The sequence below is a fragment of the Pseudomonas sp. B6(2017) genome (assembly GCF_002112765.1).
Taxonomy (GTDB): Bacteria; Pseudomonadota; Gammaproteobacteria; order Pseudomonadales; family Pseudomonadaceae; genus Aquipseudomonas; species Aquipseudomonas piscis.
In genome coordinates, this window is the sequence record NZ_NEIQ01000015.1 from 187,984 (window position 1) to 206,004 (window position 18,021).

The window sequence follows — 18,021 nt, forward strand, 5'->3', positions numbered from 1 at the left end:
TTCCATGAAAAAACATCTGCTGCTGTACAAGAAACTCTCGCCGTCGCTGATGGCTCGCCTGCAGGAACAGGTGGCGGTCACCCTGATCGAAAACCTCGACGATACCGGCCTGGAGCACTTGCGCCAGGCCCTGCCCGAGGCCCATGGCCTGCTGGGCGCCAGCTTGCGCCTGGATGCGGCATTGCTGGACCTGGCGCCCCGGCTGGAAGCCGTGGCCAGCGTCTCGGTGGGGGTCGACAACTACGACATCGACTACCTGACCCGGCGCGGCATCCTGCTGAGCAACACCCCGGACGTGCTAACCGAGACCACCGCCGACACCGGCTTCGCGTTGATCCTGGCCAGTGCCCGGCGCGTGGTGGAGCTGGCCGGCATGGTTCGCGCCGGCCAGTGGAACCACAGCATCGGCCCGGCGCATTTTGGCAGCGACGTACACGGCAAGACCCTGGGCATCATCGGCATGGGCCGTATCGGCGAGGCCCTGGCCCAGCGCGGGCACTTCGGCTTCGGCATGCCGGTGATCTACCACAGTAACCACCCCAAGCCGGCCGTGGAGCAACGCTTCGGCGCCCGCTATCGCAGCCTCGAGCAACTGCTGCAAGAGGCCGACTTCATCTGCCTGACCCTGCCGCTGACCCCTCAGACCCAAGGCCTGATCGGCGCCCGGGAATTCGCCCTGATGCGCCCCGAAAGCATCTTCATCAATATTTCCCGGGGCAAGGTGGTGGACGAGGCGGCGTTGATCCAAGCGCTACAGGAGCGGCGCATTCGCGGCGCCGGGCTGGACGTGTTCGAACGAGAGCCGCTGGATCATCACTCGCCGCTGCTGCAACTCTCCAATGTGGTGGCCACCCCGCATATCGGCTCGGCCACCTTCGAAACCCGTGAGGCCATGGCGCGCTGCGCGGTGGACAATATCCTCGCTGCCCTGGCCGGCGATCGCCCGGCGAACCTGGTCAACCCGGCGGCCTGGAACCGCCAATAACTCGGCGCCCCTGTGGCCGCTGCGCGACCGTGCGCAGCCTCTGTAGCCGCTGCCGAGCCTGCGAAGCTGCGCCAAGGTCCGCAGGACCTTCCAGCAATCGCCCCCCCTGCGACAACGACTGCGCTAGAAACAAAAAGGCCCGCCGGCGCAAGGTTCGCGAGCATGTTGCTCAACGAAACCTTGCACCGGCGGGCCGGCTTGGCTGGCGTTCAGGCCAGGCGCGCTACGCCAGTTTCTTCTGCGGCTCCAGCGCGAAGCGACGGGCCAGGAATGGCGTGATATCCAGCGGCAGCGCCTCCTCGTGCACCAGCTTGTCCAGCAACACCCCGGTGATCGCCGAGGTCAGGATGCCGGTGCGGAAGTGCCCGCAGGCGTTGAGGTAACCCTGGATCCCGTCCATCGGCCCGAGGATCGGCAGCTCATCCGGCGAACCGGGACGCAGCCCCGCCCAGCAGCGCTTGAGGTTGACCTGGGCCAGCTCGGGAATGCAGCGCACCGCGCCCTGCACCAGGCCGTTGATCTCCGGATAGGTGGTGGTCACGTCGAAGCCCTTGTCCTCGGTGGTGCTGCCGATGAGGATCTCGCCGTTGTCCTTCTGCGCCATGTAGCAGTCGCTGGTGGTCAGGCAACCGTTGAGCAGCTTGGGCATGCGCTCGGTCAGGAGGATCTGGCCCTTGACCGGCTTGACCGGGATCTCCATCCCCGTGGCCTGCAGGCTCAGTTCCGCAGCCCAGGCGCCGGCGGCGTTGATCAGGGTCGAGCAATGGAACACCCCGGCCTCGGCGGTCTGCACGCCAGTGACCCGGTTGCCCTGGTGCAAGACACCGGTGACGTTGGTGTTGAAGAACACGTCGACGCCATTCTGCCGGGCGCCCTCGGTGTAGGCGTCGGTGAGGCGGAACGGGTTGACCTGGTGGTCGCAGAGGAACTCCAGGGCGCCCTGGGCCTCATGGCTGATACTCGGCTCGGAGGCGCGCAGGGCTGCCTGGTCGAGCCAGCGCACCTGCTCCGAAAGGTGCGGGATGCAGCCGACGATATGCTCGGCGTACAGCCGGTCTTCATCGTCGTAGATGACGAACTTGAGCCCGGTGTGCTCGAACTTGAAGTCCATGCCATGCAAGCCGATCAGCTCGCGGTGCAGGCGCGGGTACAGCTCGTTGGACTGCAGGGCGAAGTCGAAGAACGATTGCGGCAGGATGTGCGGCGTGCTGGAGTCCACCACCACCGCCGAGCCCTGGGCCTCGCGCTTGCGGTTGGCCGACATCATGCGAAAGAAGATCACCCCGCAACCCAGGCCCACCGATTCGCCGATGGCCCACAGGCCGCCGGCCGAGGCACGGCTGGCATTGCCCGGGCGCTTGGAGTCGATCAAGGCCACCTTCAGGCCCTTGCGCTTGGACAGCTGATAGGCGCAGGACGCCCCGATCACGCCGCCACCGGCGATTACCACGTCATAGTGCTTAGTCATGCTTGGAGACCTCCTGGTCGGCCGGCGCAAAGGCGGAGAATGGAATCGGATCCAGCGGGAAGCGCGGGCGAATCCAGCCCACATCCTTGCGCCCGGTGGCCTGGCGCAGGCGGTCGCTGCAATAGCCCACGCACATCCGTCCCTGGCAGTCGCCCATGCTCACCCGGGTGCGCATCTTCAGGCTGGCCATGTCCTCGACGCCCTGGGCCAGGGCCCGTTCGATATCGTTGCGAGTGGTGTGCTCGCAACGGCAGATCACGGTGTCGCCCTTGGGCAGTTCTATCTGTCCGACACCACGTGCGGTGTAGCGGTCCACCGCACCGCGAAAACGCAGGATCGAGGCCAGCTTGCGCTCGTAGCCCTGGCGCCGGCGCAGGGCCGCTTCGTTGCTCAACACATCGCGCTGCATCAGGATCGACAACGCTGCGATACGGCCACTGAGCATCGCCGCTTCACCACCACGGATGCCGCCCATGTCGCCGGCCAGGTGGATGTGCGGCTCGCTGCTCTGCTGCCAGACGTTGGCGTTGGCCCGCAGGTAGCCGTCGTCGCTGAAGCTGTGCTCCAGGCCCATCTGCTGGCTGAGCTGGGTGCGCGGAATGAAGCCGTAGCCGATGGCCAGGGTCTGGGCGGCGATGCGCTGGGCCTGGGACATGTCCGGCTGCCAGTCGCTGGAATACGGGGCCACGGTCACTACGCTGAGGGCATCCTGGCCCTGGGCCTCGACCACGCCCCAGCCATAGCGCAGGGCGATGCCGTGTAGCTTCAGGTAGGCCAGCATGCTCAAGCCATCGAGGAACAACTGTGGCTTGTTGAGCAGGGCCAGGCTCTGCTTGGCGATCTTGCCCAGGGCACTGGCCTCGTAGACTCCGGCCACGCGCACGCCTGCGGCATGCAGCTGGCAGGCCACCAGGGGCAGCAGCGGACCGGTGCCGGCGATCACCACCGGGCTCTGGGGCTTGACCACCCCGCTCTTGATCTGCAATTGCAGGCCACCGAGCAGCTTGACCCCGGGCAGGGTCCAGCCGGGGAACGGCACGCTGCGTTCGTGGCAGCCAGCGGCCAGCACCAGTTGCCCGTAGGGCACTTCCTGCACTTGTTCCTCGCCATCGAGCAGCATCAGGCTATGGCTGCCTTCGGCGCCGATCACCCGGCTGTTGAGGCGCACGTCGATCATCTGTTCATGGTCGCCGAAGTCGCCGTGCAGCTTGGCCAGCATCTCGCTGTAGCGCGGCCCCAGGTAATCCAGCTGTACGCCATCGCGCAGTGGCCCGCGATAGACCACCCCGCCCAGGCGCGAAGCCTCTTCGATCAGGGTGCTGTGCACGCCGTGCTCGGCCAACTCGATGGCCGCTGCCATGCCCGCCGGGCCACCGCCGACGATTAGCGGATTCTGGCTCATAGGCTGGGCTCCGTTTCATTGATGCGGTTGGTCAGGGTCTGCACCTGCATGCCTGGCTTGACCAGGGTCTGGCAGGCCCGGCGCTTGTGCCGGCCATCGATCTGCACCAGGCAGCAATGGCACACGCCCATGCCGCAGTAGGCACCCACCAATTGCCCATGGTCGTTGCGGGCCACCTGGCGCAGGCCGGTGGCCTGGATGACGCTGAGGACGGTCTCGCCCAGCGCGGCGGTGACCGGCTGGCCATTGAGGCTGATGGTCATGTCCGCATGCTGCAGCGGCTGAATATCGAAGTTGCGGTCTATCTGACGCATTGCGGTTCATCCGTGAAGAAGTGAAAGGCGGTTGCCGGCATCCTGCCGTCCGGGTCCCGGCGCGGGGACGTGGCAACGTCACGGTTCCGGAGACTCTGCCAGAACCAGGCGCGGGCCAATCTAGTCGGTTTGTCGGACACGAGTATTGACTTGGGCCAAGCAAATGCCCGCGCAACGTCATGAAAATGCCGCCAGTGTCCCGACGTCTCGGGCCAGGGGCAAAAAAAACCGCTGCGGGCACAGGCCGGCAGCGGTTCACAGTGGCATCAACGCGCGGGCATCAATGCATGAACAGGGCAATCAGGATGATTACCGGGATAGGTACGCCGAGGAACCACAAGAGTAATGAGCGCATGGGGGATATCTCCTGATCAATGGGTGGCAAGGGGCGCTGTGGTACGTGGCTGGAGGTCGGTCTCGACCCAGACCACCGCGTCCCGACGACGGCCGCCGTATAGCGCGGCCAGGCTGGCGAAGAAAGCGCCGCACAGTAGTGCGATGAACATCCACAGCGAGGACCATGCAGCGACCTTGGCAGCGGTATCGGCTGCCTCCCTGGCCGCTTGCTTGGCCTGTTCCACGGCCTGGTGGGCCTTGGCGAACACTTCATCGACCCGCCGCTCGGCCTCGGCCTGGCCGAGGTTGGTACGCTGGGCCACCAGTTGCGCAAGGTAGGCCCGGTCCTCGGTAGCCAACTGACCATCGTTGCCCAGGGTCCGCACGAAGATGCGCGACACGGTGCCCCGGGCCGCATCGTCACTCACTGCCACCGGGCGATCATCGCGAAACAGACTGTCGACGAAGTAGCCATAATCCTCCCGGGAACCCTGGCTGGCCGCCTGACCGGCCACTTGGGTCGCCGCTCCTGCAACGCCGCCAGCCAACTGCGCACCAGCCTGCAGGCCGCCGCCAACCAGGCTGCCAACGGTGCCTACCAGCAACGTCGCGGTGACCAGGGTCGCCACGGCCCAGGCCAGGAAGCCATGGGCGGTGTCGCGAAAATACACTTCGTCACCGTGCAGGTTGGCCCATTTCACCCGCAAGCGCCCGGCCAGGTAGCCGCCCAGGGCCGCAGCGACAATCTGCGTCAGAGCCAACCAGACGATGCTGGAGATACCCAGGCCCTTGGCGCCCAGGCCACTGCCGGTCCAGGGCGACACCGAGGAGAACCCCAGGCCCAGGCCCAGCAGCAAGAGGATCAACGACAGGGCCGCAGCCGCCGCGGCGCCGGCGAAGATCGCCGACCATGACACCCCCGAGCCATGGCTGGAGACATCGGTGGTAGCAAGCAGGTGTTCAGAAGGTCTGTTCATTGTTGTTCTGCTCCTGGCAGATGAAGGTGACGAAGCAAGTCTCGATCAGAGGATTGCAGTCGTCATGCCAGTTGCACGAAACCAATGAATGCTTTGTTTTTCAGTAGGTTGCAGCGCGAACAAAACGCCAGGGGCCGGGCAGATTGCCCACTGGATCGGTTGTCCGGCGGGCGTTCTGCACGGTCAGGCTCAGGCCTTGGCCCGGACGTAGTAGTACAGGTCGCGCCCCTTGAGCCAGGCAAAGCGGCCCAGCAAGGCGATGATCCAGTAACCCAGCAGGAACTGGCCGATGCTGGTTCCAGGCCAGGGCCCCAGGATCATCAGCAGGATGCACATCGGCAGGCAGGCCCAGGCGCCAAAGCGCAGGCCGAAGAGCATCAAGAGGCCCGGGATCACGGCGGTCAGCGGCGTCAGCAGGAGGATCTTGACGCCCGTGGTCACCAACAGGCTCCAGGCATGATGCGGCACGGCGCCCACCAGGGCGATGGCCGCGGGCAATGCCAACAGGATCTGGCTCAGGCTGTTGAGCACCAGGCTCACCAGCAGCAGCCAGCCCAGGCGTTTGAAACGGGAGGTCTTGTTCATCGTCGATAGTCTGGAATGGAAGGATCCGGCGCCGGCTTGGCTAGCGCCGCTTGTAGCTTTTATTGCCACTGGGCGTCAGGCAGTAGACCCCGCCCCTGGGCCCGGTGCAGAAGCTGCCGGAGCCGCAACTGCAGCCCTCGGCGTCGCGCAGCAACGGTTGCGCCCGGGGGCTGGGTGCAGGTTCGCCGAACATCAGCGCGCAGTTTTTCTTCGAGGCGCTGATGGAGCCATCACGGCACAGGAACAACTCGCCATCGCAGCGGGCGATGCCGCCCTTGCGCCCGGAACAGGGCTGGTTGCCCGCCAGCGCAACGCTGCTGCCCAGCAAAAGGAGCAGGCCCAGGCACAGCAATGAAGCGGGTTTGCTGCCCATTTGGATCACCCTGCCCATGCTCGTGCCTCCTGGCAAAAAAGTGGCCAGATGATATCAGCGTTCTGGCCCAGTGACGCTGGATTTCACTGACCATGATGGGGTGAGTGCGATAGATGAAAGTTTTTTTAGAATCCAGGCCGCGGTTTCTTGGCAGAATGCCCTCCTGTGCCATGAACCCTTGCAACAGGTGCTCCGCCCATGACCCGCATTCTGACCATTGAAGACGACGCCGTGACGGCCCGGGAAATCGTCGCTGAACTGAGCAGCCACGGCCTGGACGTGGACTGGGTGGACAACGGCCGCGAAGGCCTGGTGCGCGCCGTCAGCGGCGACTACGACCTGATCACCCTGGACCGCATGCTGCCTGAGCTGGACGGCCTGGCCATCGTCACCACCCTGCGCACCATCGGCGTGTCGACGCCGATCCTGATGATCAGCGCCCTGTCCGATGTCGACGAGCGCGTGCGCGGCCTGCGCGCCGGCGGCGACGACTACCTGACCAAGCCCTTCGCCTCCGACGAGATGGCGGCCCGGGTCGAGGTGCTGCTGCGGCGCAAGAACACGGTCAAGGATTTCGACACCAGCCTGCGGGTGGCGGACCTGGAGCTGAACCTGATCAGCCGCGAGGCGACCCGCGCCGAGCAACTGCTGAGCCTGTTGCCCACCGAATACAAGCTGCTGGAATTCCTGATGCGCAACACCGGGCAGATCCTCTCGCGGATGATGATCTTCGAGGAGGTCTGGGGTTATCACTTCGACCCGGGGACCAACCTGATCGACGTGCACATCGGCCGCCTGCGCAAGAAGATCGACCCACCCGGCATGGCCCCGCTGATCCGCACCGTGCGAGGCTCGGGTTATGTCATCGCTGAACCCCTCTAAGGGCTGGCGCTCTTCCAGCAGCCGCCTGCTGGCGCTCTACAGTTCGCTGTTCGTGGCCTGGAGCTGCATCCTCATGGGGGTGCTGTACTACGAGGTCTCCAACTACCTGGACAGCCTGGCCAAGCACTCGCTGATGCAGCGCCAGCACCTGTTCGCCCGCTTCGAGGGCGAGCAATTGGTGGAGGCCCTGGCCACCAGCATGACCTTCGACATGCGCGCCATCGACGCCTACGGCCTGTTCGACGCCCAGCGCCGGCCGCTCAGCGGGCCGATCCGCGAGATCCCCGAGGACCTGCCCCTGGATGGCCAGATCCACGAGCTGAAAAACTGCATCGACTCCGACGACCCGAGCCTGCCCCGGGACAGTTGCGATGCGGTGGCCACCCTGACCCGCGACGGCCGCTGGCTGGTGCTGGTGCGCGACAACGGCTCGCTGTTCGCGGTGACCCGCATCATCCTCCACGCCCTGCTCTGGGGGATTTCCCTGACCATCATTCCCGGCGCGGCCGGCTGGCACCTGCTGCGGCGCCGGCCGTTGCGGCGCATCCGGCAGATCCAGGCCAGTGCCGACGCCATCGTCGCCGGCGACCTGACCCGGCGCCTGCCGCTGTCCAATCGGCGCGACGAGCTGGACATGCTGGCGGCCATCGTCAACGCCATGCTCGAACGCATCGAGCGGCTGATGCATGAGGTCAAGGGTGTGTGCGACAACATCGCCCACGATCTGCGCACCCCATTGACCCGCCTGCGGGCCCAGCTCTATCGCCTGCAACAGCAGGCCGAGGAAGGCTCGCCCCAGGCGTTGCAGATGGACCAGTTGCTGGCGGAAGCCGACACCCTGATGGCGCGCTTTCGCGGGTTGCTGCGGATCTCGGAACTGGAAGACCGTCGGCGCCGTTCGGGTTTTCTCGAGCTCGACCCTTTGCCGCTGCTGCAAGAGCTGCATGACTTCTACCTGCCCCTGGCCGAGGAAGGCCGCCTGAGCCTGGTGCTGGAGGTGCCGCCAAGCCTGCCGCGCATGATCGGCGACCGGGCGCTGCTGTTCGAGGCCCTGGCCAACCTGTTGAGCAACTCGATCAAGTTCACCCCGCCGGGTGGCGAGGTGATCCTGCGTGGCCTGGACGACGGCGGCAGCCCGCGCCTGGAAGTACTCGACTCCGGCCCCGGGATTCCCCCGGCGGAGCGCGCCGCGGTGTTCCGGCGCTTCTACCGGGTCGACGAAAACAACGCCCAGGGCGGCTTTGGCCTGGGCCTGTCGATCGTCGCGGCGATCGTCGACCTGCACGGCTTCAAGCTCGACGTCGGCACCAGCGAACGCGGCGGCGCCCGCCTGAGCCTGGACTGCCACCCCAACCTGATCACCGAATAGCCGCTGCCCCCTGTGGCCGCTGCGCGCCCATGCGCAGCCTGCGGCAGCGGCCACACGCAGCGGTCTGCGCCAGTCAGGCCCGGGGCAATTGCCAGCCGTAGTGCACCGAGAGCATGCGCAGGGCGAAACACGCGCTGCCGGCCAACCAGGCGCAAGCCATGGGTGCCAGCCCCAGGCGTCGGGCGAGGATCAGAGTTGCCGCGCCGACGAAGGCCGAGCTGGCGTACAAATCCACCTGCAAGACCAGGGGAATGCGCGCCAGCACGATGTCGCGGATCACCCCGCCACCGACCCCGGTCACGGTGCCCATCAGGGTCGCCACGAACGACGAGATGCCGACGTTCAAGGCCTTCTGCGTGCCGGCCACGGCAAACAGCCCCAGCCCCGCCGCATCCAGCAGAATCAGCAACGGCTCGGAAATCCCCAGCACCCCTTCATGGAACACGAAGGCCAGCCCACCCATCACCAGGGCCAGGGCCGGATAGCGCCAGTCGGCCACCGCCTTGGGCGGGCTGGCGCCGATCAACAGGTCACGGGTGACGCCACCGCCGAGGGCGACGATAAAGGCGATCACCATCACCCCCAGCAGCTCGAGCTGGGCGCGCATGGCACTGATCGCGCCTTCCACGGCGAACACCGCGGTCCCGGCCAGATCCGCCACCAGGACGATATTGTCCAAACGACCGGGCACACCCTGGACCCGGGCGTTCACGGTTCACCACGATCGGAGCAGGGAAAGACTGCGGACATGGAGCCGACTCGCAAGGCCGGCCGCGAGCGCGGCCAGCGACCCTTTGCTTATAGTCCAGCGCCAGCGGCGCCGCCATCGAGAAGGCTCAGGGCGTCAGGCCGATGCGCCCCAGGGAGTTGCTGTCCAGCTCATAGAGCAGCTCGTCGATCATCTTCGCCACATCGGCCTCGCTGCGCAGGGCCTTGAGGCTGAGCCCGCTGGCCACCAGGTCGACCCGGCCGCTGTGGGGCTCGAACACCCGCAGGGTCAGGGTGCCGTCGCCCGCCGTGGTGAAGCTGCAAGCCAGTGGCGCCAGGCGCTGTTCGATACAGGCCCGTAGCTGCGCCTGGGTAATCACCCCGGGCATCTCAGCGACGCCGCAGCAACAGGCCGGCCAGCAGGCCGACACCCGCCAACAACGCCGCGCTGGCCAGCGGACGCTCCCGGGCCCACTGCAAGCCCCGGTCCAGCACCTGGCCGTAGTGCTCCTGCAACTGGCCTGCCGCTTCCCGGGCCATGCCCCGAGCCTGCATCGGCTCATCGTCCAGCAGTTCGCCCACCATCGCCTGGGCCTTGCCGGCCGCCTTGTCCACCTTGCCCTTGAGCTGTTCGCTCGCCATGTCGATTGTCCTTTCGCTGTGGTTGATCGGGCGCCAGGTTCCAACAACGGACCTGCGCACACTCACAGCCTAAGAAGCCGCGACGCTTGGCAAAAGGCGCATATGCACTAGCCGCACTAGTGCATGTGCACCAGCTCAACGCGGCCCGCCCACCAGGGCGCCAGCGAACAACCCACGCTCGCGGGCCCAGACGATGGCCTCGCCACGGCTATGCACGCCGAGCTTGGAATACAGGGTCGCCACGTGGTTGCGCACGGTATTGAGGGCCAGTTGCAACTGGGCGGCGATCTCCTTGTCCGCCAGGCCCTGGTAGATCAACCCCAGTACTTCACGTTCGCGGGCGGTCAGGTCGGCCGAGGACGGGCCCGGGGCGCCAGGGCCACGGCTGTTGCGGACATTGGCGAGTTTTTCGATCAGGGTCTGGCTGAACCAGGAAGCGTCGCGCATCACCTCCTCGATAGCGCCCACCAGCTCCAGTTCGGAACGCTTGCGATCGCTGATATCCATCAGCACCAGCAGGTAGCTGGGCTGGTCCTGGATCACCACGGTGTCGGCGTAGGCCACGCAGTCGATCAGCTCGGCGCCCTTCTTGCGCACCTTGAGGTCCTGGCCCATGACGTGGCCGCTCTTCTCCAGCTGGCCGAACAACTGCCGGGCCGCCGCCTGCTCGGCGATGAAACCGATGCTGTCGATGGTCTTGCCCAGCAGCTCCTCGCTGCTGTAGCCGCAGGTGTTGAGGAAGGCTTCGTTGACGTCGACGATCTGCTGCTCGGCGCTGCACACCAGGGTCGGTACCGGGGTCAGGCGGAACGAGCGGGCGAAGCGCTCCTCGCTCTGGCGCAGGGCGATCTCGGCCTTGCGCCGCGGCTCCAGGTCCATGAAGGAAAACAGCATGCAGTCTTCGTCGTTGATATCCAGGGGCTGGCCGGCGACGATCACCAGCTTGCTGCCGCCTTCGGGCAGGCGCAGCTCGGCCTGCATCTGCGGAATGGTCGCGCCCTGCCCCAGGCGCTCGATGGCCAGGTCCTTGTGCTCGGCGTCCTCCAGCACATCCAGCTCGTACACCGAACGGCCGATCACCTGGTCCCGGGCGTAGCCGGTCATTTCCAGGAAGCCCTGGTTGACCTTGATGTAGCGCAGGTCGCTGAGGCGGCAGATCACCGCCGGCGCCGGGTTGGCGCTGAAGGTCTTCTCGAAGCGCTGCTCGGCGCTGGCCCAGTCGGTGGCATCGCTGAGAATCAGCACCAGCGATTCCGGGACGCCGCTGCGATCAGTGAGGATCATGCTGCGCACCCGGTGCACCCAATGCCTGGACTGGCCGTCGATCTCGGCCTGGACCTCCACCACCACATCGCTGAAGGTCTCGCCGGCGGCCACCCGGCTGATGGGGTAGCTGTCCAGGGCCAGGGGATGGTTGTTGCGATAGCGCAAGGCATAACGCTTGGCGTATTCCCGGGCATTGGCGCCCAGCTGGCTGACTTCGCTGACCCCGTGCATGGCCAGGGCCGCCTCATTGGCCCAGAGCAGGCTCCTGGCCTTATCGGTTTCGATCAGGATCACCCCGTCGGACAGTCCCGAGATGATCTGCTGCAATTGGCGGCGATTGGTTTCGGTGGCAAGTACGGCCTGGCTCATGGCATCTCCTGAAGGCCACGGCAATGGCCGGGCAAGGGACAAGGGCAACTGCCATTACGACCACGGGCCGGCGCCATCGTGCCCGGGCATTGCACCCTGTCACTCTGGCCCTGGCACGCAGGCTCGAAGTAAGCTGCGCCACCCCGACCTGGCAAGGAACGCAGCATGATCACCATCCGTGAAGCCGAACACCGCGATCTGGAAACGTTGCAGACCATAGGCCGCGCCACCTACCGCGAGCATTTCGCCTCGATCTGGAGCGCCGAGGGCATGCAGCGTTTTCTCGACCAGGACTTCGCGCCCCAGTTGCTGGAGCAATCCCTGGCCGCCCGGCACCAACATATGTGGCTGCTGGCCCTCAACGCGCAGCAGATGCCCATCGGGTTCGCCAAGCTCAACTGGAACCGGCCCATGCCCGGCAGCGGCAAGGTCGGGGCCGAGTTGCAGAAGATCTACCTGCTCAAGTCCCAGGCCGGCCAGGGCCATGGCCGGCTGCTGCTGGACCACGTGTTGCAACGGGCCAGCCAGGGCGGCGCGCGCTGCCTGTGGCTGGACGTGCTCAAGAGCAACGTCGGCGCCCGGCGCTTCTATGAAAGCGCCGGCCTGCGCCAGGTCGGCGAAGTACCCTTCAGCACCGACCTGGAACAGATCGGCATGTGGGTCATGGCCTGCGACCTGCCCACCCCCACCCTGTAGGCGCTGCTGCGCCTGCGAAGCTGCGCCAAGGCCCGCCGGGCCTTTCAGCCAGCGCCCGGCCAACCGCCCTCTGGCGGCGCGGCTACACGAGACGATATCTAGCGGCTACAGGCCCAGGGCCTTGAGCCGGCGGTACAGGGTGCGTTCGCTCAACCCCAGGGCCTTGGCCAGTTCGGCGCGCGAGCCATCGAACACTTCCAGGGCGTGGGCCAGTTGCTCCAGGTCCTTGCCGCCGCGACGCCGGGCCACCGGGGCCGCAGGCTGGGAACTGCGCAGCTCCGGCGGCAGGTCCTGCAGGCGGATCACCCCGTCGTCGCTGAACAGCCGCGCCCGCTCCAGGATATTGCGCAACTCGCGGATATTGCCCGGGAAGGCGTACAGCCGCAGTTGCTCCAGGGCCGCCGGATCGAGCCGCAACATCGCCCCCGGGTCGAGCCGGCGCAGCAGGCTGTCGATCAGCAGCGGCAGGTCGTCGCTGCGCTCGCGCAGGGCCGGCAAGCGGATCGGGAAGGCGCTGATGCGGTAGTACAGGTCCTGGCGGAAGGTGCCGGCCGCGACCATTTCCTTGAGCGGCTTGTGGGTCGCGGCCACCAGGCGAAAGTCCGAATGCACGGTGCGCAGGCTGCCCACCGGACGAAAACTACCGGACTCGATCAACCGCAACAGCTTGACCTGCATCGCCAGCGGCACCTCGCCGATTTCATCGAGGAACAGCGTGCCGCCATGGGCCGCTTCGGCCAGGCCGATCTTGCGTTGCAGGGCCCCGGTGAAGGCGCCCTTCTCGTAACCGAACAGCTCGCTTTCCAGCAGGCTCTCGGTCAGGCCGGTGCAGTCCACCACCACCAGCGGTCCGCCGGCCCTTGGGCTGCCGTCATGCAGGGCGCGGGCGAACAACTCCTTGCCGGTACCCGATTCGCCTTGCAGCAGCACCGGGATCGGCGCCGGCGCTGCCCGTTGCAGGGCGCCAAGGGCTTCATTGAACGCCGGCGAGCGCCCCACCAGGCCATGTTGCTGCGGCTGCACCGAGGCAACGGCCACCGAACTCAGGCGCTCGACATAGGCCACCACCGCCCCGCTGGCATCGATGATCGGCCGCAGCTCCACATCCACGTGCTCCGGCCCGCGCGGGGTGTGATGGATATGCAGCATGCGTTCCGGCACCCGGCTATCGTGGGCCTTGCGCATCGGGCAGTGCTCGCCGGCCTGGTCGCACGGCACCGCGAACTGGTGGGACACCCGGTAGCACTTGGCGCCCACATGGGGCTTGCCGGCCACGCCGAACTGGCGCTGGTAGGCCGCGTTGGCGGCAATGATGTTGTAGTCGGTGTCCAGCACTATGCTCGGTTGAGGATCGTGCTCCAGGTAGGACACCAGGGCAGACATCCGCGAATTGGCAAGGTCGGTGGCGATCAGGGACATGACAGGCTCCAGGGCAATGGCGAAAGCTTAAAGCAAGGCGCCCGCTACTGCCATTCCCTGCCACTCACTGCCAACTCACTGCCACTTCCGGGTGACAGTCACCCCGCCCAAAGCCCCGGAACAGGGCCTTGGCAAGCTTGCACACCCAGTAACGGGTGCCGGCCGGCGCTATGCCGGGTTGGCACGTTTATTGACAGTCCAAGGCAGGAGCGGCAGCGCAGACTGCCCTCGCCCTTCATTGCCGGAGTGCCCCATGATCATCAGCGACACGCTGCGTGTAGAAGCCTTTTTCGACAGCCACACCTGGACCATCAGCTACCTGGTGATGGACCTCGCCACGCGCCGCTGCGCCCTGATCGACAGCGTGCTGGACTACGACCCCAAGTCCGGCCGCACCCGCACCGAGTCCGCCGACCGCCTGGTGGCCCGGGTCCGGGAGCTTGAGGCGCAGGTCGACTGGATCCTGGAAACCCACGTCCACGCCGACCACCTCTCGGCCGCCGCCTACCTCAAGGAGCAGCTCGGGGCCCAGGTGGCCATCGGCGACCAGATCACCCGGGTGCAGAAAGTCTTCGGCGCGCTGTTCAACGAAGCCCCGGTGTTCGCCCGCGACGGCAGCCAGTTCGACGTGCTGCTGGCCGACGGCAGCGAGTTCGCCATTGGCCAGCTCACCGCCCGGGCCATGCACACCCCGGGGCACACCCCGGCGTGCATGACCTACCTGGTACAGGTGGGCGAAGAGCAGGTGGCCTTCGTCGGCGACACCCTGTTCATGCCCGACTACGGCACCGCCCGCTGCGACTTCCCCGGTGCCGACGCGCGAACCCTGTACCGCTCCATCGGCAAGATCCTGGCCCTGGCGCCGCAAACGCGGCTGTTCATGTGCCACGACTACCTGCCCAACGGCCGCGAGCTGCAATACATGACCACCGTGGCCGAACAGCGGGCCAACAACATCCACATCCACCAGGGCGTCGACGAGGACAGCTTCGTGAAGATGCGCGAAGCCCGTGACGCGACCCTGGACATGCCGGTGCTGATCCTGCCCTCGGTGCAGGTCAACATGCGCAGCGGGCACTTCCCCGAGCCCGAGGACAACGGCGTGAGCTACCTGAAGATCCCCCTGAACACCCTATAACGATTACTCCATACGGAGACCTTGCCATGCGTCCCATCCACCCTGCCCCGCGTGCCGTCGACGGCAGCCACCAGGTGCTGATCGTCGGCGGCGGTGCCGCCGGTATCGCCGTCGCCGCCAGCCTGCTGTCCCGCGATCCCCACCTGGACGTGGCGATCATCGACCCCGCCGACACCCACTACTACCAACCCGGCTGGACCCTGGTAGGCGCCGGCGTGTTCAGCGCCGAATCCACCCGCCGCGACATGGCCTCGCTGATTCCCAAGGGGGTCAAGTGGCTGCGCCAGGCGGTCAGCCGCTTCGAGCCCGAGCACAATGCCCTGGTGCTGGCCGACGAGCGCGTGCTGGCCTATGACCAGTTGATCGTCTGCCCCGGCCTCAAGCTCGACTGGGCGGCCATCGACGGCCTACCCCAGACCCTGGGCAAGCACGGCGTGACCTCCAACTACCGCTACGACCTGGCGCCCTACACCTGGGAGCTGGTGCAGCAACTGCAAGAGGGCCAGGCGCTGTTCAGCCAACCGCCGATGCCGATCAAGTGCGCCGGCGCGCCGCAAAAGGCCATGTACCTGTCCTGCGATCACTGGCTGCGCCAGGGCCGCCTGGGCGCGATCAAGCCACGCTTCATGAACGCCGGCGGCGTGCTGTTCGGCGTCGCCGACTACGTGCCGGCGCTGATGGAATACGTGAAGAAGTACGCCATCGACCTGGACTTCGGCCACAACCTGGTAGCGGTGGACGGCCCGGCCAAACGCGCGACCTTCGTCCGCACCCTGGCCGATGGCACCCAGGAAACCCTGGAACGGCCGTTCGACATGCTGCACGTGGTGCCGCCGCAGTGCGCCCCGGACTTCATTCGCCAGAGCCCCTTGGCCGACGCCGCCGGCTGGGTCGATGTCGACCCCCACAGCCTGCGCCACAAGCGCTTCGCCAATATCCACGGCCTGGGCGACGCCACCAACACCAGCAATGCCAAGACCGCCGCGGCCGCGCGCAAGCAGGCGCCGGTGGTGGCCAACAACGTGCTGGTGGCCCTCAAGCGCCTGACCCGGCTGGCCCATTACGACGGCTACGGCTCCTGCCCGCTGACCGTGGAACGGGGCAAGATCGTCCTCGCCGAGTTCACCTACGGCGGCAAGCTGGCCCCCAGCTTTCCCGCCTGGCTGCTGGACGGGCGCCAGCCGACCCGGCGCGCCTGGTGGCTGAAGGAGATGATCCTGCCGCCGCTGTACTGGCGCGGCATGCTCAAGGGCCACGAATGGCTGGCGCACCCGACCCTGGCCACGGACACCTCCCAAGCATGAATGAACACAGTCTGCTGGGTGCGGGCCTGGGGGCGATCATCGGCGCGATCCTGGCCCTGACCGGGGCCGGCGGCGGCATCCTCGCGGTGCCGCTGCTGGTGTTCGGCCTCGGCCTGAGCATGGTCGAGGCCGCCCCCATCGGCCTGCTGGCGGTGGGCCTGGCCGCCAGCGTCGGGGCCATCCTCGGCTTGCGCCAGGGCATCGTGCGTTATCGCGCCGCAGGGTTCGTCGCCGGCATCGGCATCCTCATGGCGCCGCTGGGGCTGTGGCTGGCCCATCGCCTGCCGAACCTGCCATTGGCCCTGCTGTTCGCCCTGGTGCTGCTGTACGCCTGCGGGCGCATCCTGCGCAAGGCCAGCCTGGAGCTGAAACAGGGCCGGCCGGCGCCACGCCCGGCGTTCCAGCCCTGCGTACTCAACCCGGCCCAGGGCCGGCTACGCTGGACCCTGCCCTGCGCCCGGGCGCTGACCTTCACCGGCCTGCTCTCCGGACTGCTGTCGGGGCTGCTGGGAGTCGGTGGCGGTTTCGTGATCATCCCGGCGCTGAGCCGCTACACCAACCTGGACAGCAAGAGCATCGTCGCCACCTCCCTGGCGGTGATCGCCCTGGTGTCCCTGGGCAGCGTGGTTACCGCCAGCCTCAGCGGCGTGATGCACTGGGCGGTGGGCGCGCCCTTCGCCCTCGGCGCGGTGCTGGGCCTGGTGCTCGGCCGCCAGATCGCCAGCCACCTGGCCGGGCCACGGCTGCAGCAACTGTTCGCCGTCACCGGCATCTGCGCCGCCCTGCTCCTGGCCGGCGGAGCCCTGGGCCTGTTGCCCCACTGAAGCATCCCGGCCCGCCACGGGTGATGGCCTGTGGCGGGCTGGCTCTCTTCCTGACGTGAGGAACCCTTGCATGTCCATCGACCTGCTGCACTTCAGCCCCTGGTCGGCCCTGGCCGGCGGCGTGTTGATCGGCCTTTCGGCCGGCTGGCTGATCGCCGCCAACGGCCGTATCGCCGGCATCAGCGGCCTGCTGGCCAGCGTGCTGCAACCGACCGGCGAAGGCTGGGCGGAAAAGGCCCTGTTCATCCTCGGCCTGCTGCTGGCGCCGCTGCTGTGGGGGCTGTTCGCGGCCCTGCCGCCCGTGGAATTCCACAGCGACACCCTCGGCCTGATCGGCGCCGGCCTGCTGGTGGGCCTCGGCACCCGCTATGGCAGCGGTTGCACCAGCGGCCATGGGGTCTGCGGGATCTCCCGGCTGGCGCCACGCTCGATCATCGCCACCCTGTGCTTCATGGCCACCGGCTTCGCCACCGTGTGGGTCACCCGTCACCTGCTGGGGCTACTGCCATGAAGCGCCTCAGCGCCTTTGCCGCGGGCCTGGTGTTCGGCCTCGGCCTGCTGCTGGCCGGCATGGCCAACCCGGCCAAGGTCCTGGGTTTTCTCGACCTCGCCGGCCAGTGGGACCCGTCCCTGGCCCTGGTGATGCTCGGCGCCATCGCCAGCGCCTGGTGGCCCATGCGCTGGGCCCGGCAACGCTCGCACTCCCTGCTGGGCGCACCGATGCAACGGCCAGGCAAACGCCCCCTCGACCGCCGCCTGATCGGCGGCAGCCTGGTGTTCGGCATCGGCTGGGGCATCGCCGGCATCTGCCCCGGCCCGGCGCTGGTACTGCTGCCCAGCGGACATTGGCAGGCCTGGGTGTTCGTGCTGGCGATGCTATTGGGGATGCGACTGTTCAGTTACCTGGAAGGCTGGCGCCGGGCCTGAGGGCACCCCAAGCGGCGCCCATGGCTGCCAGCAGTTC

General features: G+C 67.1%; 20 protein-coding genes. 9 read left to right on the plus strand and 11 right to left on the minus strand.

The genetic code is table 11. The features are described from left to right. The first annotated feature begins 4 nt into the window (after positions 1 to 4). The gene (locus CAG11_RS24520; protein ID WP_085598350.1) at positions 5 to 985 is read left to right on the plus strand and encodes a D-glycerate dehydrogenase; all 981 of its coding nucleotides are present in this window, start codon (positions 5 to 7) and stop codon (positions 983 to 985) included. Between the two features lie 223 nt (positions 986 to 1,208). Here the strand turns inward: CAG11_RS24520 and hcnC are convergent, their stop codons facing one another. The 6 genes from hcnC to CAG11_RS24550 form a co-directional block, all read right to left on the minus strand. Then, entirely contained in the window at positions 1,209 to 2,453 is a 1,245-nt protein-coding gene (hcnC, locus tag CAG11_RS24525; protein ID WP_053128984.1) for a cyanide-forming glycine dehydrogenase subunit HcnC, read from the minus strand. After that, on the minus strand, positions 2,446 to 3,855 hold the full coding sequence (gene hcnB, locus CAG11_RS24530) for a cyanide-forming glycine dehydrogenase subunit HcnB (protein ID WP_085598352.1): 1,410 nt from the start codon (positions 3,853 to 3,855) through the stop codon (positions 2,446 to 2,448). The genes hcnC and hcnB overlap by 8 nt, the downstream gene beginning before the upstream one ends. Further along, positions 3,852 to 4,169: a cyanide-forming glycine dehydrogenase subunit HcnA gene (gene hcnA, locus CAG11_RS24535; protein ID WP_053128978.1), complete on the minus strand. Its 318-nt coding sequence runs from the start codon at positions 4,167 to 4,169 to the stop codon at positions 3,852 to 3,854. Before hcnA ends, hcnB begins: the two co-directional genes overlap by 4 nt. Positions 4,170 to 4,540: 371 nt before the next feature. After that, the gene (locus CAG11_RS24540) at positions 4,541 to 5,482 is read right to left on the minus strand and encodes a hypothetical protein (protein ID WP_085598354.1); all 942 of its coding nucleotides are present in this window, start codon (positions 5,480 to 5,482) and stop codon (positions 4,541 to 4,543) included. A 189-nt stretch (positions 5,483 to 5,671) separates the two neighbouring features. Continuing rightward, positions 5,672 to 6,067: a hypothetical protein gene (locus CAG11_RS24545; protein WP_085598356.1), complete on the minus strand. Its 396-nt coding sequence runs from the start codon at positions 6,065 to 6,067 to the stop codon at positions 5,672 to 5,674. A gap of 40 nt (positions 6,068 to 6,107) precedes the next feature. Further along, positions 6,108 to 6,458 carry a hypothetical protein gene (locus CAG11_RS24550; RefSeq protein WP_068578310.1) on the minus strand — a complete coding sequence of 117 codons (351 nt, stop codon included), beginning with the start codon at positions 6,456 to 6,458 and terminating at the stop codon, positions 6,108 to 6,110. Positions 6,459 to 6,638: 180 nt separating this feature from the next. Here CAG11_RS24550 and CAG11_RS24555 point away from each other — a divergent pair, with 180 nt between their 5' ends. Both CAG11_RS24555 and CAG11_RS24560 read left to right on the plus strand, forming a co-directional pair. Continuing rightward, a complete protein-coding gene (locus tag CAG11_RS24555) occupies positions 6,639 to 7,322 on the plus strand; it encodes a response regulator transcription factor (protein WP_053128966.1) in 684 nt (227 codons plus the stop codon). Continuing rightward, positions 7,300 to 8,691, plus strand: coding sequence for a HAMP domain-containing sensor histidine kinase (locus CAG11_RS24560; protein WP_085598357.1), 1,392 nt, complete (start codon positions 7,300 to 7,302; stop codon positions 8,689 to 8,691). Before CAG11_RS24555 ends, CAG11_RS24560 begins: the two co-directional genes overlap by 23 nt. Positions 8,692 to 8,764: 73 nt before the next feature. Here CAG11_RS24560 and CAG11_RS24565 read toward each other — a convergent pair whose 3' ends face one another. The 4 genes from CAG11_RS24565 to CAG11_RS24580 all read right to left on the minus strand — a co-directional run bounded on the left by CAG11_RS24565 (position 8,765) and on the right by CAG11_RS24580 (position 11,676). Beyond that, a complete protein-coding gene (locus CAG11_RS24565) occupies positions 8,765 to 9,370 on the minus strand; it encodes a trimeric intracellular cation channel family protein (protein ID WP_256578684.1) in 606 nt (201 codons plus the stop codon). A gap of 157 nt (positions 9,371 to 9,527) precedes the next feature. Beyond that, complete coding sequence (locus CAG11_RS24570) at positions 9,528 to 9,788, minus strand: DUF1652 domain-containing protein (protein ID WP_085598361.1); 261 nt, start codon at positions 9,786 to 9,788, stop codon at positions 9,528 to 9,530. A gap of 1 nt (position 9,789) precedes the next feature. Further along, positions 9,790 to 10,041 carry a CsbD family protein gene (locus tag CAG11_RS24575; protein WP_085598363.1) on the minus strand — a complete coding sequence of 84 codons (252 nt, stop codon included), beginning with the start codon at positions 10,039 to 10,041 and terminating at the stop codon, positions 9,790 to 9,792. Positions 10,042 to 10,176: 135 nt separating this feature from the next. Next, positions 10,177 to 11,676 (minus strand): helix-turn-helix transcriptional regulator, encoded by a 1,500-nt coding sequence (locus CAG11_RS24580; RefSeq protein ID WP_085598365.1) that lies wholly within the window; start codon positions 11,674 to 11,676, stop codon positions 10,177 to 10,179. 165 nt (positions 11,677 to 11,841) lie between these two features. On the opposite strand from CAG11_RS24580, the gene CAG11_RS24585 reads away from it, so the two are divergent. After that, positions 11,842 to 12,372, plus strand: coding sequence for a GNAT family N-acetyltransferase (locus tag CAG11_RS24585; protein WP_085598367.1), 531 nt, complete (start codon positions 11,842 to 11,844; stop codon positions 12,370 to 12,372). Between the two features lie 105 nt (positions 12,373 to 12,477). Here CAG11_RS24585 and CAG11_RS24590 read toward each other — a convergent pair whose 3' ends face one another. Continuing rightward, positions 12,478 to 13,791 carry a sigma-54-dependent Fis family transcriptional regulator gene (locus CAG11_RS24590; protein WP_085598369.1) on the minus strand — a complete coding sequence of 438 codons (1,314 nt, stop codon included), beginning with the start codon at positions 13,789 to 13,791 and terminating at the stop codon, positions 12,478 to 12,480. Positions 13,792 to 14,044: 253 nt separating this feature from the next. On the opposite strand from CAG11_RS24590, the gene CAG11_RS24595 reads away from it, so the two are divergent. From CAG11_RS24595 to CAG11_RS24615, 5 genes are all read left to right on the plus strand, one after another. Then, a complete protein-coding gene (locus tag CAG11_RS24595; protein WP_085598371.1) occupies positions 14,045 to 14,929 on the plus strand; it encodes an MBL fold metallo-hydrolase in 885 nt (294 codons plus the stop codon). A 26-nt stretch (positions 14,930 to 14,955) separates the two neighbouring features. Further along, the gene (locus tag CAG11_RS24600; protein WP_085598373.1) at positions 14,956 to 16,233 is read left to right on the plus strand and encodes an FAD/NAD(P)-binding oxidoreductase; all 1,278 of its coding nucleotides are present in this window, start codon (positions 14,956 to 14,958) and stop codon (positions 16,231 to 16,233) included. After that, entirely contained in the window at positions 16,230 to 17,057 is an 828-nt protein-coding gene (locus tag CAG11_RS24605) for a sulfite exporter TauE/SafE family protein (RefSeq protein WP_053128943.1), read from the plus strand. Before CAG11_RS24600 ends, CAG11_RS24605 begins: the two co-directional genes overlap by 4 nt. Positions 17,058 to 17,127: 70 nt before the next feature. Further along, on the plus strand, positions 17,128 to 17,568 hold the full coding sequence (locus CAG11_RS24610) for a YeeE/YedE family protein (RefSeq protein ID WP_085598375.1): 441 nt from the start codon (positions 17,128 to 17,130) through the stop codon (positions 17,566 to 17,568). Beyond that, the gene (locus CAG11_RS24615; protein ID WP_085598376.1) at positions 17,565 to 17,984 is read left to right on the plus strand and encodes a DUF6691 family protein; all 420 of its coding nucleotides are present in this window, start codon (positions 17,565 to 17,567) and stop codon (positions 17,982 to 17,984) included. Before CAG11_RS24610 ends, CAG11_RS24615 begins: the two co-directional genes overlap by 4 nt. Positions 17,985 to 18,021 lie beyond the last annotated feature (37 nt).

Excerpts from the sequence above, each read along its gene's own strand:
- CAG11_RS24520 (WP_085598350.1), top strand. The coding sequence starts at position 5 with ATGAAAAAACATCTGCTGCTGTACAAGAAACTCTCGCCGTCGCTGATG.
- hcnC (WP_053128984.1), bottom strand. The coding sequence starts at position 2,453 with ATGACTAAGCACTATGACGTGGTAATCGCCGGTGGCGGCGTGATCGGG.
- hcnB (WP_085598352.1), bottom strand. The coding sequence starts at position 3,855 with ATGAGCCAGAATCCGCTAATCGTCGGCGGTGGCCCGGCGGGCATGGCA.
- hcnA (WP_053128978.1), bottom strand. The coding sequence starts at position 4,169 with ATGCGTCAGATAGACCGCAACTTCGATATTCAGCCGCTGCAGCATGCG.
- CAG11_RS24540 (WP_085598354.1), bottom strand. The coding sequence starts at position 5,482 with ATGAACAGACCTTCTGAACACCTGCTTGCTACCACCGATGTCTCCAGC.
- CAG11_RS24545 (WP_085598356.1), bottom strand. The coding sequence starts at position 6,067 with ATGAACAAGACCTCCCGTTTCAAACGCCTGGGCTGGCTGCTGCTGGTG.
- CAG11_RS24550 (WP_068578310.1), bottom strand. The coding sequence starts at position 6,458 with ATGGGCAGGGTGATCCAAATGGGCAGCAAACCCGCTTCATTGCTGTGC.
- CAG11_RS24555 (WP_053128966.1), top strand. The coding sequence starts at position 6,639 with ATGACCCGCATTCTGACCATTGAAGACGACGCCGTGACGGCCCGGGAA.
- CAG11_RS24560 (WP_085598357.1), top strand. The coding sequence starts at position 7,300 with ATGTCATCGCTGAACCCCTCTAAGGGCTGGCGCTCTTCCAGCAGCCGC.
- CAG11_RS24570 (WP_085598361.1), bottom strand. The coding sequence starts at position 9,788 with ATGCCCGGGGTGATTACCCAGGCGCAGCTACGGGCCTGTATCGAACAG.
- CAG11_RS24575 (WP_085598363.1), bottom strand. The coding sequence starts at position 10,041 with ATGGCGAGCGAACAGCTCAAGGGCAAGGTGGACAAGGCGGCCGGCAAG.
- CAG11_RS24580 (WP_085598365.1), bottom strand. The coding sequence starts at position 11,676 with ATGAGCCAGGCCGTACTTGCCACCGAAACCAATCGCCGCCAATTGCAG.
- CAG11_RS24585 (WP_085598367.1), top strand. The coding sequence starts at position 11,842 with ATGATCACCATCCGTGAAGCCGAACACCGCGATCTGGAAACGTTGCAG.
- CAG11_RS24590 (WP_085598369.1), bottom strand. The coding sequence starts at position 13,791 with ATGTCCCTGATCGCCACCGACCTTGCCAATTCGCGGATGTCTGCCCTG.
- CAG11_RS24595 (WP_085598371.1), top strand. The coding sequence starts at position 14,045 with ATGATCATCAGCGACACGCTGCGTGTAGAAGCCTTTTTCGACAGCCAC.
- CAG11_RS24600 (WP_085598373.1), top strand. The coding sequence starts at position 14,956 with ATGCGTCCCATCCACCCTGCCCCGCGTGCCGTCGACGGCAGCCACCAG.
- CAG11_RS24605 (WP_053128943.1), top strand. The coding sequence starts at position 16,230 with ATGAATGAACACAGTCTGCTGGGTGCGGGCCTGGGGGCGATCATCGGC.
- CAG11_RS24610 (WP_085598375.1), top strand. The coding sequence starts at position 17,128 with ATGTCCATCGACCTGCTGCACTTCAGCCCCTGGTCGGCCCTGGCCGGC.
- CAG11_RS24615 (WP_085598376.1), top strand. The coding sequence starts at position 17,565 with ATGAAGCGCCTCAGCGCCTTTGCCGCGGGCCTGGTGTTCGGCCTCGGC.